The organism is Marinifilum caeruleilacunae (assembly GCF_013141825.1).
GTDB classification, from domain to species: Bacteria; Bacteroidota; Bacteroidia; order Bacteroidales; family Marinifilaceae; genus Marinifilum; species Marinifilum caeruleilacunae.
Window position 1 is genome coordinate 113,028 of sequence record NZ_RZNH01000001.1, and the last position, 16,132, is coordinate 129,159.

19 protein-coding genes are annotated in these 16,132 nt (G+C 37.8%); all 19 read left to right on the plus strand.

Annotation, left to right across the window (positions count from 1 at the left end):
* Positions 1 to 71: 71 nt before the first annotated feature.
* The 19 genes from ELS83_RS00550 (at position 72) to ELS83_RS00640 (ending at position 16,115) form a co-directional block, all read left to right on the plus strand.
* Positions 72 to 803: an SDR family NAD(P)-dependent oxidoreductase gene (locus ELS83_RS00550; protein WP_171593546.1), complete on the plus strand. Its 732-nt coding sequence runs from the start codon at positions 72 to 74 to the stop codon at positions 801 to 803.
* A 12-nt stretch (positions 804 to 815) separates the two neighbouring features.
* Entirely contained in the window at positions 816 to 2,246 is a 1,431-nt protein-coding gene (locus ELS83_RS00555; protein WP_171593547.1) for an ankyrin repeat domain-containing protein, read from the plus strand.
* A 155-nt stretch (positions 2,247 to 2,401) separates the two neighbouring features.
* Entirely contained in the window at positions 2,402 to 3,562 is a 1,161-nt protein-coding gene (locus ELS83_RS00560) for an FMN-binding protein (protein ID WP_171593548.1), read from the plus strand.
* Between the two features lie 3 nt (positions 3,563 to 3,565).
* Positions 3,566 to 4,255: a flavin reductase family protein gene (locus ELS83_RS00565; protein ID WP_171593549.1), complete on the plus strand. Its 690-nt coding sequence runs from the start codon at positions 3,566 to 3,568 to the stop codon at positions 4,253 to 4,255.
* 16 nt (positions 4,256 to 4,271) lie between these two features.
* Positions 4,272 to 4,907 carry a flavodoxin family protein gene (locus tag ELS83_RS00570; protein ID WP_171593550.1) on the plus strand — a complete coding sequence of 212 codons (636 nt, stop codon included), beginning with the start codon at positions 4,272 to 4,274 and terminating at the stop codon, positions 4,905 to 4,907.
* Positions 4,908 to 4,922: 15 nt separating this feature from the next.
* A complete protein-coding gene (locus ELS83_RS00575; protein WP_171593551.1) occupies positions 4,923 to 5,555 on the plus strand; it encodes a nitroreductase family protein in 633 nt (210 codons plus the stop codon).
* A 52-nt stretch (positions 5,556 to 5,607) separates the two neighbouring features.
* Positions 5,608 to 6,639, plus strand: a complete 1,032-nt coding sequence (locus ELS83_RS00580) for an L-dopachrome tautomerase-related protein (RefSeq protein ID WP_171593552.1) — start codon at positions 5,608 to 5,610, stop codon at positions 6,637 to 6,639.
* A gap of 2 nt (positions 6,640 to 6,641) precedes the next feature.
* Positions 6,642 to 7,595, plus strand: coding sequence for an aldo/keto reductase (locus ELS83_RS00585; RefSeq protein ID WP_171593553.1), 954 nt, complete (start codon positions 6,642 to 6,644; stop codon positions 7,593 to 7,595).
* An 81-nt stretch (positions 7,596 to 7,676) separates the two neighbouring features.
* Positions 7,677 to 8,540 (plus strand): helix-turn-helix domain-containing protein, encoded by an 864-nt coding sequence (locus tag ELS83_RS00590; protein WP_171593554.1) that lies wholly within the window; start codon positions 7,677 to 7,679, stop codon positions 8,538 to 8,540.
* Positions 8,541 to 8,626: 86 nt separating this feature from the next.
* On the plus strand, positions 8,627 to 9,457 hold the full coding sequence (locus tag ELS83_RS00595) for an SDR family NAD(P)-dependent oxidoreductase (RefSeq protein WP_171593555.1): 831 nt from the start codon (positions 8,627 to 8,629) through the stop codon (positions 9,455 to 9,457).
* 26 nt (positions 9,458 to 9,483) lie between these two features.
* Complete coding sequence (locus tag ELS83_RS00600) at positions 9,484 to 10,473, plus strand: quinone oxidoreductase family protein (protein ID WP_171593556.1); 990 nt, start codon at positions 9,484 to 9,486, stop codon at positions 10,471 to 10,473.
* 4 nt (positions 10,474 to 10,477) lie between these two features.
* Complete coding sequence (locus tag ELS83_RS00605) at positions 10,478 to 10,909, plus strand: nuclear transport factor 2 family protein (RefSeq protein ID WP_171593557.1); 432 nt, start codon at positions 10,478 to 10,480, stop codon at positions 10,907 to 10,909.
* Complete coding sequence (locus ELS83_RS00610) at positions 10,902 to 11,285, plus strand: hypothetical protein (protein WP_171593558.1); 384 nt, start codon at positions 10,902 to 10,904, stop codon at positions 11,283 to 11,285. The genes ELS83_RS00605 and ELS83_RS00610 overlap by 8 nt, the downstream gene beginning before the upstream one ends.
* 19 nt (positions 11,286 to 11,304) lie before the next feature.
* Complete coding sequence (locus tag ELS83_RS00615; RefSeq protein ID WP_171593559.1) at positions 11,305 to 12,093, plus strand: SDR family NAD(P)-dependent oxidoreductase; 789 nt, start codon at positions 11,305 to 11,307, stop codon at positions 12,091 to 12,093.
* Positions 12,094 to 12,298: 205 nt separating this feature from the next.
* Positions 12,299 to 13,213 carry a helix-turn-helix domain-containing protein gene (locus ELS83_RS00620; protein ID WP_171593560.1) on the plus strand — a complete coding sequence of 305 codons (915 nt, stop codon included), beginning with the start codon at positions 12,299 to 12,301 and terminating at the stop codon, positions 13,211 to 13,213.
* A 227-nt stretch (positions 13,214 to 13,440) separates the two neighbouring features.
* Complete coding sequence (gene dmpI / locus ELS83_RS00625) at positions 13,441 to 13,641, plus strand: 4-oxalocrotonate tautomerase DmpI (protein ID WP_171593561.1); 201 nt, start codon at positions 13,441 to 13,443, stop codon at positions 13,639 to 13,641.
* A 4-nt stretch (positions 13,642 to 13,645) separates the two neighbouring features.
* Positions 13,646 to 14,239 (plus strand): short chain dehydrogenase, encoded by a 594-nt coding sequence (locus ELS83_RS00630; RefSeq protein WP_171593562.1) that lies wholly within the window; start codon positions 13,646 to 13,648, stop codon positions 14,237 to 14,239.
* Positions 14,240 to 14,404: 165 nt separating this feature from the next.
* The gene (locus tag ELS83_RS00635) at positions 14,405 to 15,286 is read left to right on the plus strand and encodes a protein-ADP-ribose hydrolase (RefSeq protein ID WP_171593563.1); all 882 of its coding nucleotides are present in this window, start codon (positions 14,405 to 14,407) and stop codon (positions 15,284 to 15,286) included.
* A 1-nt stretch (position 15,287) separates the two neighbouring features.
* Positions 15,288 to 16,115, plus strand: a complete 828-nt coding sequence (locus ELS83_RS00640) for an SIR2 family NAD-dependent protein deacylase (protein WP_171593564.1) — start codon at positions 15,288 to 15,290, stop codon at positions 16,113 to 16,115.
* Positions 16,116 to 16,132 lie beyond the last annotated feature (17 nt).

A 16,132-nucleotide genomic window follows, 5' to 3' on the forward strand; every position in this document is an offset into this window, starting at 1 on the left:
ATTCCCTCAATTAGTATAAGTGTTGAGCATAGCTTGCAAATATCTTTACCCAAAATAAAAAAACACGAAGAATGAAAAGAAATATCTTAATTACTGGTGGATCAGCAGGTATGGGCTTAAGTACCGCTATCAAATTTGCTGAAAATGGCGACCAGGTAATTATTACTGGACGTAATCGCGAAAAATTAGAAGAAGTAAAACAAAAATATCCGAACATATATACCATTGCTTCCGATGTTTCCATTAGTGAAGAACGAAAGGCATTAATGATTGAAATACAAAAGAAGTTCGGCCATATTGATATTTTGTTCTCCAATGTTGGAGTTGGAATTTTTAAACCATTAACAGAAATTTCAGAAGATGAGTTCGATAAGTTGGTGAACGTCAACTACAAGGGCACTTTTTTCTTCATTCAGGAAGCTTTAAAAATTATGCCTGATAACAGCAGAATTATTGTGAACAGTTCCTGGACACATCACCGGGGCTTATACTCCTCTGCCCTTTATGGATCAACAAAAGCTGCCATTAGTCACCTGGTTAAATCTTTATCTATCGAACTGGCAGACAGAGGAATTAATATCAATGCCATTAGTCCTGGCTATATCAATACAGAACAATTTAATGAAGAGATGCTGGGGGAAAAAGCAGCCCAGGCACGCAAGCTGCAAGTTCCGGTAAAGCGTTTTGGAAAACCTGAAGAAATAAGTGGCATGGTGTATTTTCTTGCCTCTTCTGATGCCAGTTATATTAATGGTCAGGACATCCTAATTGATGGAGGCCTTACCGCAGTACATAACTATTAAAACCATAAGCATATGAACACATTAACCAAAAGAATAACTATATCGCTCTCTATCATCCTATTTGTAAGTTTCCTAAGCAATGCTCAAACAAATGTTGCCAGCAAGCTTGAAGGTAAATCAGACTACGATCAGAAAGCTCGTACTGAATATAGTGTGAATGATGTAATCGCATTTATTTATCAATGGTTCGCAGCCTTCGACCATCAAAAAGAAGTTGATTACTATCTAGAGCATATTGCAGAGCCTGTCGATATGCATTTTCCTGATTTTCCAATTAAATCAAAAGATGATTTTAAAAGGTGGTACAAGGGTGTTGAAGACAATATTACATGGAACAGTCATGCACTTCGAAATATCCAGGTTAGCGGAAACGAAAAAGATGGCTGGAAAGCCAGCTATGATGTAGAATGGAAAGCGATTGGCAAACAAAATCAGCACTTTGAGATGATCATTCATCAGGATGTAGAATTGATTCGCAAAAAAGATATTTTACAGATAACACAGCATAAAGCCTATATGAAGGATATCAAGCATCAGGATACACATTTAACAGCCTTAATGAAAGCTGCAGGAAATGGCAATGCTGAATTGGTAAAAGACTTGATTGAAAAGGGAGCTAATCTATTTACTCTCGATCCTCTTACAGGCACAAGTGTGCTTCATTTTGCTGCCCAGGGAGGCAATGTTGATGTAATGAAAACATTGGTGGATAATGGTGCCGAAGCCATCATTAACTTACAAGCTGCCAGCAATAGCTTTTCCCCTTTAATGGTAGCAACATGGTATCAAAACCCTGAAATGATAAAATATCTTTTGAGTCTGGAACATATTAATCCGAATTTGAAAGATCAGTTTGGGCGTCGCGCAGATCAATTTCCAGCTATCGCAAAGGGTTATGATGATTATCATAAAATTGACAAAGAAATCCAATCGATTTACAAAAATTATTTTGCCAAGTATAATTCTTATATGCAAGATAAATTTGAAGCTGATAAAACAACACCTAAAAATTTACCTGAAGATGTAAATTTAAGAATTCCAAATAATGAGGTTGGTGCCGGCCAGCACACTGCTGCATTGGTTGCAGCTAGAGACAATAAAATTAAGCTCTTTAAAGAAATGATTAACAATGGAGCCGATTTAACTGCGGATGGTGAATACATGAAAGCAATTGTTGCGCACAAAGCAGCATATATGGGAAATCCCGAAATCATGGCCTTAATCGTAAAACATCCGGATTTTGAGAAAATTAAAAATGCACAAGGTCCTACCAATGGCTACACCCCACTGCACGATGCCATTTGGCATGGTCATACCCAAACGGCAAAAATTTTAATTGATGCTGGTGTAGATACCTCTATTGTAGCGTGGGATGGAATGACTCCATACGATTTGGCCAAAAAGCTACACTATTCAGACATTATGAAGCTACTAAAGGATTAACTTTTCATTAACAGCACACTATTTATCTGTGAATCTTTAAAATACACATTTGTGTAACTATAACAGGTGTCTGTTACCAATCAAAGCAAAGAGCTGAAAAGTTAATTTTGCCCCAGATCCATTAAGAATACGATAGATCCAATCAAAAAACACATATGCAGAACAAATTTATGGAGAGCATCGCCAACACGGTGCTCTTACTTTTATTTTTTATGGCAGCAGTTTCCTACAACGGAAAGTTGTTTGGTCATAAAGCCGAAGACTTATTTTCATCTGAAAAGGATGAAATTGAAATTATTGCCCCAACTACAAGTCAATTGGGCAAACTGGGAATTAGTGAAGGTATTTTAAAAGAAGAAAAAAAGGGAGTCTGGATCACAGGAGAAAATTTTGGCGGGGATAAGGTGATCAATACACTTGCGTTCAGCAAAGGTGTGTATGGATTTGGTGGTCCTACTCCCCTGCTTTTGCAGATCGATTCTTCCAACAAGATTAAGAACATTCTTCTTTTGGAAAATAATGAAACACCCGATTTTATTGCTTCCATAAAAAGCGAAGGAATAATCGATCAGTGGATGGGCAAAGATTACCAGGAAATGTCATCCATAAAACCAGATATATTGTCTGGTGCAACTATGACTTCCAGTTCCATAAACAGATCGATACTAAACAGTTTGCAAGCCATTAGCAATGGCGGTAACAAAACCAATTGGCTTTCGATAATCGATACCAAGAGTATAGTGGCCATTCTTGTGATTCTGCTAGCTGTGTTTGTTTCTTTCCGAGCCAAATCAAATAAACATTTGAGAACCTTACAACTGGTATTAAATACTGCCATTTTAGGATTTTGGTGCGGTAAGTTTATCTCCATTAATGTTTTGTTGGGATGGACAGCCAATGGTATGAATCTGTTAACAAGCAGTGCTGTATTTCTGATGCTGGTTCTCGCTATTGTCATGCCACTGTTTTTCAAAAAGAAATCTTTCTATTGCAATTGGGTCTGCCCTTTTGGTTCGGCCCAGGAACTGGCAGGCAAACTGAGTAAGAAAAAGTTCCATCCAAGTCAGAAATTCATGAAGATTCTGAAACATAGCCAAAGCTTTATTACACTGGCGGTTTTCTTCAGCCTTTGGCTAGGAATGGCTTCCGATATTGTTGATTATGAACCATTTTCCGCCTTCATTTTTCAACATGCTTCCCTGGCTGTAATTTGTATTGCCGTAATCAGTCTTGTTATTTCAATCATCACACCTCGTCCATGGTGTCGATTCGTATGTCCAACCGGTCAGATTTTAAACTGGACCAACAAAATGTAAATCATGAACATTCAAAAAACACTAAATATTATTCTTGCACTTTCTCTGGTGGTTTTATTGATAAAAATGAACCAACGAGAAGAAGCAACCATAAGCAACGATACTTCGGAGCCAACAGACTACACCAATATCCCAAAAAAGAATATTGGAAATCACGCTGCACTCTATGCCACACCAACAACGGTTGTTGGCACAAAAGTAGATGGTAAGGTCAACTGGATTGCCATAGCACACATCGGAAATATTGGTTTCGATTGCCTGATTTTAAGTTCCGGCAAGTCACATTATTCAAATCAGGGTATTAAAAAGAATGGAACTCTTTCTGTAAACATGGTTTCAGAATCAATGATGATTCCGGCAGATTTTGTTGGAATGAAATCTGGAAAAGATGTTGACAAATCAAATGTATTTGAATATTTTGAAGGGAGTTTAGAAAATGCTCCAATGATAAAGTCATCACCCATTACAATGGAATGTGAGGTAATTGATGTATATGATACGGAACATCACGATAATTTCATTGTGAAAGTTGTAAATACATACGTTAGTGAAAGCGTACTGGACGAAAATGAGAAAATTGACTTTAACAAAGTAAAGCCACTATTATTTGAAATGCCAAAACGTGGTTATTACAAACTTGGGGAAAGAGTTGGCGATGCCTGGAAAGAAGGAAACAAGTTCAAAAATCAATAATAAAACAGTAAGGAATATGAAACTTATAGCGATTAACGGAAGTCCTAAAAAGGAAGGCAACACCTATCATGCGCTTCGTCTGGTATGTGAGCAGCTGGAAGCAAAAGGAATTGAAACGGAAATTTTGCAGGTAGGCATTAAAAATGTGAAAGCTTGTACTGCTTGTAACATGTGTGCAAAAAACCAGGATGAGAAATGTATCATTAAAAATGATGATGTAAATGACTGGATTCAGAAGATGAAGGAAGCTGACGGAATTCTGCTGGGATCGCCGGTTCACTATGCCGCTTTAGGTGCCGGTATGAAGTCGTTTCTGGACCGTGCTTTCTATGTAAGTGGTGTAAACGGCAACCTATTCCGTCATAAAGTTGGTGCATCTATTGCTGCTGTGCGCCGATCGGGTGGATTGCCTGCATTCAACGAAATGAACAACTACCTGAACTATTCTGAAATGATGATTCCTACTTCAAACTATTGGAATGTGATACACGGAACCATGCCAGGTGAAGTACACAAGGATGAAGAAGGGGTTCAGATTATGAGAGTTTTGGGTAAAAACATGGCTTACCTAATGGAACTTATAGAGAATGGCAAAGGAACAGTAGAAGCACCAGCTCCTGAAAAGAAAGCATTCACTCACTTTATCAGATAATCAGAGAAATCGTATATGAGTATTAAAAACATTGGAACCGCACAGATTGTGAATATTCTTTTGGCAGTCTGTGTGCTATTATTGATCTTAAAATTCAGTTCAAAAACTGAGCAAAAAATGAATTCAGAAAATCATACATTGGAAATCATACACCAAAGAAAGAGTGTGAGAAATTATACCGATGAGAAGGTAAGCAAGGAACAACTGGAAAACCTGGTAAAAGCCGGAATGGCTGCTCCAACTGCTGTAAACAAGCAACCCTGGGCTTTTATTGCCATTGACGATAGAAGCACCCTGGATCAGTTGGGCGATGCCCTTCCCTATGCTAAAATGACCAAAAAAGCCAGCGCTGCCATTATCGTTTGTGGTGATCTTAGCAAAGCATTACAAGATTGGGAGCAGGAATTTTGGATTCAAGACTGTTCTGCTGCCACTCAAAACATTTTGTTGGCTGCCGAATCGATGGGATTAGGTGCTGTATGGACTGCCGCTTACCCTGCAAAAGACAGAATGGCATCGGTAGTGGAAATTCTGCAATTGCCAGAACATATTGTTCCGTTAAATGTTATTCCAATTGGTTATCCTACAGGAGTAGAAAAGCCAAAAGACAAATGGAAACCTGAAAACCTGCATTGGCAGAAATGGTAAAAGTTCGTTTGAATTTGAATGAACGCACAATGATTTATTTAAAACAATTACTATGAGTTGGAAATACCTAATAACAGCATCTTTTTTATTGAGTATGCTGGCCTGTAAACCTGCAAAGCAGAACCAAGACAAACAAATTGAAGTAATTGCTTCATCGGATAAACAATGGACAGGAGTTGCCGTGAGCCAAAATGGCCGTCTGTTCGTAAATTTTCCAAAATGGTCGGATGATGTTCCTGTAAGTGTGGCAGAAATTATTGATGGCAAAACTGTTGCTTTTCCAAGCCCGGAATGGAATAATCCTGAAAAAAACGAATCCTTTAAGGCGGTTCAATCGGTAGTGGTTGATGAGCAAAACAAACTTTGGGTTTTGGATACCCGAAATCCTCTTTTTCAGGGCGTTTTGGAAGGAGGTCCCAAATTGTATGTATTTAATCTGGAGAACAATGAGATGGAAAAGATGTACAGCTTTCCTGAAGGTGTTTACCAGCCCAATTCTTATTTTAATGATGTTAGGATTGATACCGAAAATCAATTTGCTTACATGACCGATTCAGGAAATGGTGCTCTTATTGTTTTGGATTTACAATTGGGTGAATCGAAGCGAGTATTGGACCTCCACTTCTCTACAGAAAGTGAAGTAGATCACCTGGTTTGCGATGGAGTTAAATGGGAAAACTCTGTCCATTCCGATGGCATTGCCCTTTCTCCCGATAAGCAATTCTTGTACTACATTGCTTTAACAGGCCATAGTTTGTACAGGATTTCTACCAAAGTATTGCGCGATTTGAACTTATCGGATGAGCAAATTGCAGCCCAGGTTGAAATGGTAAAAAAAGTACCTGCTACCGATGGAATGATGTTCGATAAAGATGGAAACCTATGGCTAGGGGGTTTGGAGGACAATTCTATTAATGTTCTGCAAAGCAATGGTGAAATTAAAAAACAGGTAAAAGATGAGATCATTCGTTGGGCCGATTCATTTGCTATGGATCAGACTGGCAATGTTTATTTCACGACATCGCAAATTCATCTGCCTGAAAATCAGCGAAAGCAATACCAGGTAATTCAACTAAAAAAATAAAAATGAAGTGCTTAGAATATAAGAATGCAGACCAAATGCCAATATTAGGACTTGGCACCTGGAAATCTGCTCCCGGAGAAGTATATACAGCAGTAAAAGAAGCTGTTAAGATGGGATATCGCCATATCGATTGTGCTGCCATTTATGGCAATGAGAAAGAGATTGGTCAGGCAATAAGCGAATTAATAAAAGAAGGTGTAGTGCAGCGAGAGGAGCTTTGGATCACATCTAAACTTTGGAATAACAATCATGGCAAAGACAATGTGGTTCCTGCTTTGAAACAGACCCTTTCCGACCTGCAATTGGAATATCTTGATTTGTACTTAATTCACTGGCCCGTTGCTTTTAAAAAGGATGTTGCAGGAGCTCAGAAGGCCGAAGATTACCTTTCACTGGAAGAGCAACCTATTGCCGACACCTGGCTTGGTATGGAAAAAGCTGTTGAACTGGGATTGAGCAGAAATATTGGAGTTAGTAATTTTTCTGTAAAGAAATTAAAAGCCCTGATGAAAGTGGCAACAATTAAACCGGAAATGAACCAGGTTGAGTTACATCCCTATTTCCAGCAAAATCAGTTGGTAGACTATTGCCGAAAGAATGACATTCATGTTACTGCCTATTCACCTTTGGGATCATCGGATCGTCCGGAAGGCTTAAAAAGCAAAGATGAACCCATTCTGCTGCAGGATTCACGTATTGAAGCCATTGCAAAAACCAAAGAAATTACTGTGGCACAGGTAATTCTGGCCTGGATTGCACAAAGAGGCATTTCAGTAATTCCTAAATCGGTAAATCCGGCTCGCCTGCAACAAAATCTTGCTTCACGCGATATCACGCTAAGCGAAAAAGAGTTGCAAGAAATGGCAGCCTTGAATATTGACCGCAGATATGTAGATGGGAAATTCTGGGAGGTAGCTGGTGGTCCTTACACAGCAGCCAATGTTTGGGATGAATAAAAAATGAATTGAATACCCATGTCATAAATTCGCATGACATGGGTATATTTGTAAGTATCTAAGCTTATTACCCTGTGATATATGATTCAAAAAATTTCGAACATTCAAGAGCTATATCAACTTACTGGATTTGATCACTCTCCTATTACTGATCATTTTGATATCATCACACACCAGGAAACCTATCCAAGCACCCGCAAAATGGTTCCTGCACATCGTAGAGATTTTTTTTCAATCATCTTTCTTGAAAATCAGCAGGAAGGTGAAATGCAGATCAACCAGGATAAGCATGCCAATCAGGAAGACATTATATTTTTTCAAGGTCCTCAGCATGTGTTTAGTTTTGTAAGAGGAGAATCGATGACTGGTTTTCTGATATTCTTCAAGCCAGAGTTTCTTTTGCCACTAAAGAATGATGTTGTTTCAGACTTTTCCTTTTTCAGAAGCAGTGAGAATAACTTGTTTCATCTAAACAGCACTGATAAAAAGGAGTTTGTAAACTTGTTCAAGATGATCAAGTCGGAAAGTCGAAATCAAGAGGTTGTGAAAGCCCTATTACTTGCCTTACTTGAAAAAGCTGCACTACTTCAGAAAAAACACCAAACCATTGAAAAAGCAATACCTGGTGAAATTCAATTGGTTAATAACTTCAAAAGACTGGTTAATAATCATTTTATTGAAGAGAAATCTGTTGAGTTTTACGCCATACAGTTAAATCTCACTGCAAATTATCTAAACAACAGGATTAAAGCCCAAACCGGTAAAACGGCAAAAGAACACATTTCGGAAAGAATCCTGCTTGAAGCAAAAAACATGTTGTTGTATACTGATTTTGATATCGCTGAAATCAGCTTCAGACTGAACTTCTCAGAACCTACCTACTTTGGGAAATTCTTTAAGAAACACACACAAATTACGCCACGAGCTTTTCGATCGAATCGCTAATTATTACCATTTCTCCCTTTTTTAGTATTATCACTCACCCTCTATTCTAGCCTACTTTTGTATTATCAGATTATAAGAAAGATAATATGAACAAAGTTGCGTTAATTACAGGAGCCAACCAAGGATTAGGTTTTGGTTTATTACAAAAATTAAATGAATTATATGGTGAGAATGACACCATTTACCTGGGCGTTCGCAGACCGGAAGCAGGTGAAGAAGCAATCAAATCAATCGAAAAAGTAAATGCACGACTGGAAGTCATTCGTTTAGATGTTAGCAAAGAGGAAAGCATTGAAGAAGTAAAAAATGCCATTGTTCAAAAACATGGTGGCATCGATTTAGTGATCTCCAATGCTGCGGCACGTATGTCTAAAGAGCTTGCGAATAAGGATCAGGTAGAAGGTTTTATTCAAACCAATAACATGGGAGCCTACTACATGTTGAAACATTTCCAACCAAACCTTAAAGCCAATGGTACATTTATGGTAGTAGCAAGTGCCTTTGGTTCACTTTTACATTTAGGTGGTAATCTTCATTCTCTATTTAATACAGATAATATGAGCTTGAAAGACATCAACAAGGTAATTCAAGATTACGTAATTGATGTAAAAGCAGAAAAGGATTCAGAAAAAGGATGGCCAGAGTGGATCAATATTCCTTCTAAAATTGCTCAAGTAGCTTTAACTCGTGTAGCAGCAAGAGACGAAGCTGTAAATCATCCTGAAAAAAACACAAAGATCTATTCTGTTTGCCCGGGTTTGGTTGATACCGATGCTTCCAGACCATTTTTCGATAATATGCACGAAGCTCAATCGCCTTACGATGCTGCTGGACACATCATCAACCTAATTGACAACTCTACAGGTGAATACTCGGGTAAGTTGATACAGTTTGGGAAAGAATTACCTTGGAATTAATCAATCGCAAAAAATATAAAATAGATATGAAAGCAATTCAAATTACTAAAAACGGCGGTGCCGAAGTACTGCAATATAAAGAAGTACAAACTCCTGTTCCTACAGAAGGACAAGTATTAATTAAAGTTCATGCAGCACCTGTTAATTTTATCGATACTATTTTACGAGAAGGAAATATGCCTCCGGGTATGATGCCTGAACTGCCTTTTATTCCGGGAGTTGAAGGAACAGGTATTATTGAGGATGCCAATGGTACGCATTTGCAAAAAGGTGATAAAGTTGCATTTCTAGGTGTAATTGGTTCTTCGGTTTATGCCGAATATGCTTTGGTAGATGCCAATAAACTGGTTGTTTTAAACGAAGATGCAAATTTACAGGAAGCTGCGGTATTGCCTGTCAATTACTTCACAGCTTACCATATGCTAAAAAATGTTGCCAAAGTTGAGGCAGGAAAAACGGCTTTAATTTATGCTGCATCGGGTGGTGTTGGTACCGCTTTAATTCAGATTGCAAAATTATTGGATCTGAAAATTGTGGCCTTGGAACGCAGAGATGAAAAAGTTGAAAATGCTTTACAAATGGGCGCTGATTTTGCCTTTAATACAAGCAATGAAAATTGGATGGAGCAGGTAAAAAAAGCGGTTGGCGAAAACGGCATCAACTATGTATTCAATCCAGTGGCTGGCGATAGTATTAAAAACGACCTGGAATTGATAGCTCCACTTGGACATATCGTTGTTTTTGGTTTTCTGGGAGGTATGGGAGAATTTAATTTGTTGCAAGAGTTAATGAATAATTTCAGCAAAGCTCCAAGCATTTCTTTTTCTGAATTATATGCCACATACTTTAACAATTACCCATTGGTAGATAGCGGATTGAAAGAACTTTACCAATGGCTAGACGAGGGCAAAATTAAACCTGTATATGAAAGCATGCCATTGAATGAAGCCAAAGCTGCTCATGAAAAATTGGAAAAAGGTTTGGTACGAGGTAAACTAATTTTAACAGTGGATTAATTCTATGAAAACTGCAAATAAGCATAAAGAAAGTGTATTGGCTTTTTATCAAGCCATTGAAGAAATGAATACAGATGCTTTGGTGAGATTATTTAGTGAGGATTGCATACACGAAAACCCTTACTCCTCGGATATATTGCCTGAAGGCGCAATTGGTAAAGAAGGTATTCGTGCCTATTGGACCCCGGTATTCGAAAGTTTTAAGGCAGTTAACATGAGCATAGAGGAAATTTATGCCATGGAAGATCCAGCTATTGTATATGTAAAAGCCCAAGGTAAAGTAATTTTAAAGGATGGCCCCGATTACAATAACGAATACTTTATGATTTTCAAGTTTGACAAGGAAGGAAAAATCAGACATTACACCGAGGTTTTTAATCCGATTGTGGCCTTGAAATCATTCAATTTATTAGATCAACTAAAAACAGATGAATAAAATAAATCACGAACAGCTCGAAAATTTTGTGCACAGTTGGTTTGCAGATTTAGATCAGCTGAAAGCTCCCGAAGTTTTTCTGGAAAGACTGGATAAAAATTTTGAATTCAACATTTATGGTAGCAAGCTTTTTGGTCACAAGGGATTTTTGAGTATTTACAGTGGAATGCAAGTGAAATCGGACTTTACTGCACATCATATCGCAAGCAATATCGTTTCAAAACAGGTATCTGGCGAACTTTTTCAAATCAATTTTGATATCGCTCTTGAGCAACACATTGCCAACAATGTTGTGAGCAGGTCTGAATCGCTTGAAGAGTGGTTGGTGAAAAAGGAAAATGAAAAGCTAATCATCATGACATACGCTATTATTTAGGATCAGAAGAGAAAAACAAATGAAAACAATATTAATTACAGGCGCTACCGATGGTTTGGGAAAAGCAGTGGCTCTCGATTTGGCAAAAGATGGTCATCGTTTACTATTGCATGGACGCAATCCTAAACGAGGAGAAGCACTTCTGAAGCAAATTGAAAAAGAAACCGGTAACACCAGGTTGAAATACTACAATGCCGATTTTGCCGAATTATCACAAATAAAGCAGTTGGCAAAGGAAGTATTGGAGCAAGAACAAGAGCTGGATGTTTTAATCAACAATGCTGGTTTGGGCATTGAAGCATCACGCCGAAGCAGTGAAGATGGGAATGAAATGCTATGGCAGGTGAACTATTTGGGAACCTACATACTAACAAAGCTACTAAGGCCACTTTTAAAAAAATCGGCTCCTTCGCGAATTGTACAGGTGGCTTCTGCGGGACAAGCGGCTCTTAATTTTGATGATATCAACCAGGAAAAGAACTGGAGCGGTTACCAGGGCTATTGCCAGTCGAAACTGGCGCAAATTATGCTGACAATCGAACTGGCTGATGAATATGCCAAAGATGGAATTAGCATGAACGCTTTGCATCCGGCCAGTTTAATGCCAACAAAGATTGTGCAGTCGCCAATCGATACCATTCCCGATGGCGTAAAATCGGTGGTAAAACTTGCCGTAAACGAAAAGCTTGCCAATGCCAGCGGCAAATACTTTTTTAAAAGAACACAGGACAAAGCAGATGCTACTGCTTACGATGAACAAGCCAGGAGGCAACTGATGGAACTTTCGTTAAAAATGACAGGGGTTTAGAATGACTTGATTGCTGTTAAACTTTGATTTTGGGATTAGCAGCAACTTTTTAGTTGTTGCTAATTTTTATTGTATCCCCATTCCCATTCCTGCCATCTTACTGTATTGTTATTCGTGCCTTGCATGTAATCTTTTCGAACTGCTCTAATCTCTCCTTTCGGTGATTTGTATAGATGCAAAACATCAAAATATATTACTTTTGCATATGCAACTTTTCAAAACCATAACAGAATACTGCGATGCCATAGGAATTAAAGCTCCCAGGCACCCACATTTCGATATTCGTCGTTTTGAAGAAAATAGTGAGCATATTCGAACCAAAATGCTAGCCTTCCGCCATGAGTTCTACTTTATTGCTGTGCGGACCTATGGCGAAGGAAAAGTTCGTTCGGGTCATCATACGAAATTCCCCGAAGGCCTTACCATTTATTTTAATACCCCTTTTCAAATTCAATCCTGGGAGATTGATCAGGATTGGTCGGGATACTATCTCATTTTTTCGCAAGATTTTCTCAGCTCTTCTCATTATTTCGATAGAATTTTAGATGACTTCCCTTTTCTGAAAATGGATCAATCTTTGCCTTTTGAAATTGAGCAGGAAAATCTGCCTGATATTTTGAATATTTACGATAAAATTAAGAAGGAATATCTTAGCGATGATGAAGACAAGTTCAATTTTATCGAAGTACATGTATTGGACTTGTTGAATCATATCAAAAGGCTTTACCGAAAACAATCGGATGGCAAAAGCATTCAGGAACAAATTCATCGAGCTGACTTACAATTATTAAAACGATTCGAAGAATTGGTAAAAACTTGCTTTTGCTGCGAAACAAAAGCTGAAGTGTTGGCAAATCCGCACTCTCCTTCGGATTATGCACAGCATTTAAACGTACACCCTAACCACTTGAATGCCGTGGTAAAATCGATCACAGGCCAAACTGCACTAAGCTACATTCACAATCACATTCAGAGACTGGCAAAGGCCGAATTGGCTCAAACCAATATTAGCGCAAAAGAACTTGCATACAAGCTTCACTTTAGCTCTCCTGCCAAATTCAGTGCTTTCTTTAAAAAACATGCAGGACTTACTCCTCTTTCCTATCGTAAAAACAGTTGATCTTTGAAATTGGCAATTCTTCGTTTGAAATGGGAAATTTCATTCGCTTTTTAGCCATTAGCTTTGCATTGTAAAGATCATCAAACAATTCCAAGTGTATTGTACCAGTATCAAACAAGGGGTCATAATTTGACGAGGAATTGTAATTTTTTAGTTTTTAACTTGTATGTACAACTGATGGTTAAAACTATAATACTTCAAAAAAATTGAATTTAAAATAGGAAGAAATGCCAATAATTAACTTTAAAGGTGCGCACCTAAGCACCGAGCAAAAAAAAGAATTGATCCAAAAATTTACGGAAACAACAAAGGAAGTGACTCATTCGCCCGATCCATTCATCACGGTAATTATAGAAGAATACAGCGATGATAATTTGGGAGTTGGAGGAAAAACTGTGAGTGAAATCAAATCAGAATTAAAAAAATAAAGAGATGAAAAAGCTTGTATTAGTTGGCTCAACAGGAGTTATTGGAAAAAAAGTAAAAGAGTTGTTTGGTACAGACTATGAGGTAATCAGCGTAAACCGAACAAGCGGAGACTATCAATTAGATATGGCAGATGCAGAAGCCGTAGAAAGTATGTTCAAAGAAATTGGAGGTTTTGATGCACTAATTTCTACCAGTGGATATGGCAAATGGGCAAGCATTGATGAGCACAGCATTCAGGATTTCCACGATGGTTTAAACAGCAAATTAATGGGACAAGTAAACCTGGTAATGATTGGAAGAAAATATGCCAATGCAGGTGCCAGCTTTGCAGTTTCGACTGGTATTTTGGCACAGTACCCGGTTGAAGGAGGTTTGTCCTTAGGAATGATTAATGCTGGATTAGAAGCATTTGTACGTGGTGCGGCTCTTGAAATGAAAGAGATGAATATTAATGCCGTGAGTCCTTCTTTTGCAAAAGAAACCATGGAATTAATGGGTATGGATTCAACTTCAGGAGTACCTGCAATTGAGTTTGCAAAATTATACAAGGAAGCCATTGAATCTGGGAAATCGGGTGAGGTTTATCATGTTTCGTAAGTGATATAGATCTTTAAAACAGACTGTTTGATTTTGGAAAGTGGGGAATTTTGACTACGCCCCACTCTCTTTAATACAAAACAAAAGTTTGATTCAATTCCAAGTTAAATTATTTCACTTCCAACCTTTAAATTTTCGAATAATCATTCACAAAAGAATGTAATCATGAACATCAATTTAAATGCTTACAAAGAGCAGATTGATTTACATCAAAAATTCACTCCAAATCTCAATAATAATTCACTTGATGAATTGTTAACTACATTAATTGAAGAGCCCAGTGGGATGTCATTGTTAAGCCAACTCGATTTAATAAATGGGAATTATTCTCAAAGAGATTTGATCAGGGCATTGTTAACAGTAAGACCATCGGGAAATTTACCAGACTCCCTGGTTGGATTAGTAGATTCAATGCTTCAAGATGAATTAAAGCACAAAAACATCACCAATCATCAGGATATTCCTCGAATTACAAGCGATAATCCTGCCAGTAAATCTATTAGTGTTTGGGATGGTGATATTTCAACATTGAAAATAGATGCCATTGTAAATGCTGCCAATAAGCAGATGGAAGGTTGTTTTGTTCCATTTCACAACTGCATTGACAATGTAATTCATAACGCTGCCGGAGTGATGCTGAGAGAAGATTGTGCAACAGTAATGAACTTACAGGGAGAATTGGAACAAACTGGTAAGGCCAAAATCACCAGAGGATACAATTTACCAGCCCAATATGTTTTACATACCGTAGGTCCTATTATTCGCGGTGCTCGACCTAATCTCCTTGATGCAAAGAAATTGGCAAACTCTTATGAATCTTGCCTGAATTTGGCCAAAGAATACGGACACATTAAATCCATTGCCTTCTGCAGCATTTCCACCGGAGTTTTCGGATATCCGCTTGAAGATGCAGCAAAAATTGCACTATCAACGGTTACCGATTGGTTACAAAATAATCCTAACAGCATAGAACACATTGTATTTAACACCTTTGGACAGAGTGCAACAGATACATACATGAACTTATTAAAAGATTGGAGGGAATAGAATGAATATCGAGAAAGCAATTCAAGCCATATCTTCGGCAGATGCAATATTAATTGGGGCCGGAGCGGGCATGTCAGTTCCGGCTGGTATTGATTTAATGGATCAGGAAAGTTTTGCCAAGAACTATCCTGCTATGCTTCAATATGGATTTACTTTTGGATACCAACTTATGGGTTATCCTTATCAGGACGACAGATTGAGATGGGGTTATTTGTCGACAAGTTTGAACAACATGCTTCAACTAGGTAAGGATAAATCCTATCAAAACTTACTACAATTGGTCAAAGACAAAGAGTATTTTGTATTAACTACAAACATTGACAGACTCTTTCATAAAAATGATTTTCCCGAAGATAAAATTTATACACCTCAAGGGGATACATTTTACTTTCAATGCAAATTACCTTGCACAGATGAAGTATGGGATGCTCGGGAGCAAATTCAGGAAATGGCAAAAAATGTTGATCCTAAAACTCAATATTTAACAAATGAAGATTTAATTCCACGATGCCCTAACTGCGGAGGTGAAGTGTATATGAATGTTAGAAGTGGAGGTTTTTTCATTGATGATCCATATGAACAAGGTGCAAAGAATCTCAATAATTGGTTAAAAAAGAACAGTCATAAAAAACTACTTTTTCTTGAGATTGGTGTAGGTTATAATACACCAGGGGTTATTCGCTACCCTTTTGAGAACATGTACAATCAATTGCAAGATGCTGATTTTATTCGAATCAATGCTGATTATTCGGATGTTCCTGAAGGAGGTATCGGTTTAAAAATGGATATAGAATCAGCTTTGGATTATTTCTTAAGTAATCAGGAATAAAATGTAGGCCCAATAGC

Bases quoted from the DNA above. Each gene is read 5' to 3' on its own strand.
- dmpI (WP_171593561.1), top strand. From the start codon at position 13,441: ATGCCAATAATTAACTTTAAAGGTGCGCACCTAAGCACCGAGCAAAAA.
- ELS83_RS00610 (WP_171593558.1), top strand. From the start codon at position 10,902: ATGAATAAAATAAATCACGAACAGCTCGAAAATTTTGTGCACAGTTGG.
- ELS83_RS00570 (WP_171593550.1), top strand. From the start codon at position 4,272: ATGAAACTTATAGCGATTAACGGAAGTCCTAAAAAGGAAGGCAACACC.
- ELS83_RS00565 (WP_171593549.1), top strand. From the start codon at position 3,566: ATGAACATTCAAAAAACACTAAATATTATTCTTGCACTTTCTCTGGTG.
- ELS83_RS00585 (WP_171593553.1), top strand. From the start codon at position 6,642: ATGAAGTGCTTAGAATATAAGAATGCAGACCAAATGCCAATATTAGGA.
- ELS83_RS00630 (WP_171593562.1), top strand. From the start codon at position 13,646: ATGAAAAAGCTTGTATTAGTTGGCTCAACAGGAGTTATTGGAAAAAAA.
- ELS83_RS00590 (WP_171593554.1), top strand. From the start codon at position 7,677: ATGATTCAAAAAATTTCGAACATTCAAGAGCTATATCAACTTACTGGA.
- ELS83_RS00595 (WP_171593555.1), top strand. From the start codon at position 8,627: ATGAACAAAGTTGCGTTAATTACAGGAGCCAACCAAGGATTAGGTTTT.
- ELS83_RS00620 (WP_171593560.1), top strand. From the start codon at position 12,299: ATGCAACTTTTCAAAACCATAACAGAATACTGCGATGCCATAGGAATT.
- ELS83_RS00575 (WP_171593551.1), top strand. From the start codon at position 4,923: ATGAGTATTAAAAACATTGGAACCGCACAGATTGTGAATATTCTTTTG.
- ELS83_RS00635 (WP_171593563.1), top strand. From the start codon at position 14,405: ATGAACATCAATTTAAATGCTTACAAAGAGCAGATTGATTTACATCAA.
- ELS83_RS00640 (WP_171593564.1), top strand. From the start codon at position 15,288: ATGAATATCGAGAAAGCAATTCAAGCCATATCTTCGGCAGATGCAATA.
- ELS83_RS00580 (WP_171593552.1), top strand. From the start codon at position 5,608: ATGAGTTGGAAATACCTAATAACAGCATCTTTTTTATTGAGTATGCTG.
- ELS83_RS00600 (WP_171593556.1), top strand. From the start codon at position 9,484: ATGAAAGCAATTCAAATTACTAAAAACGGCGGTGCCGAAGTACTGCAA.
- ELS83_RS00550 (WP_171593546.1), top strand. From the start codon at position 72: ATGAAAAGAAATATCTTAATTACTGGTGGATCAGCAGGTATGGGCTTA.
- ELS83_RS00615 (WP_171593559.1), top strand. From the start codon at position 11,305: ATGAAAACAATATTAATTACAGGCGCTACCGATGGTTTGGGAAAAGCA.
- ELS83_RS00605 (WP_171593557.1), top strand. From the start codon at position 10,478: ATGAAAACTGCAAATAAGCATAAAGAAAGTGTATTGGCTTTTTATCAA.
- ELS83_RS00555 (WP_171593547.1), top strand. From the start codon at position 816: ATGAACACATTAACCAAAAGAATAACTATATCGCTCTCTATCATCCTA.
- ELS83_RS00560 (WP_171593548.1), top strand. From the start codon at position 2,402: ATGCAGAACAAATTTATGGAGAGCATCGCCAACACGGTGCTCTTACTT.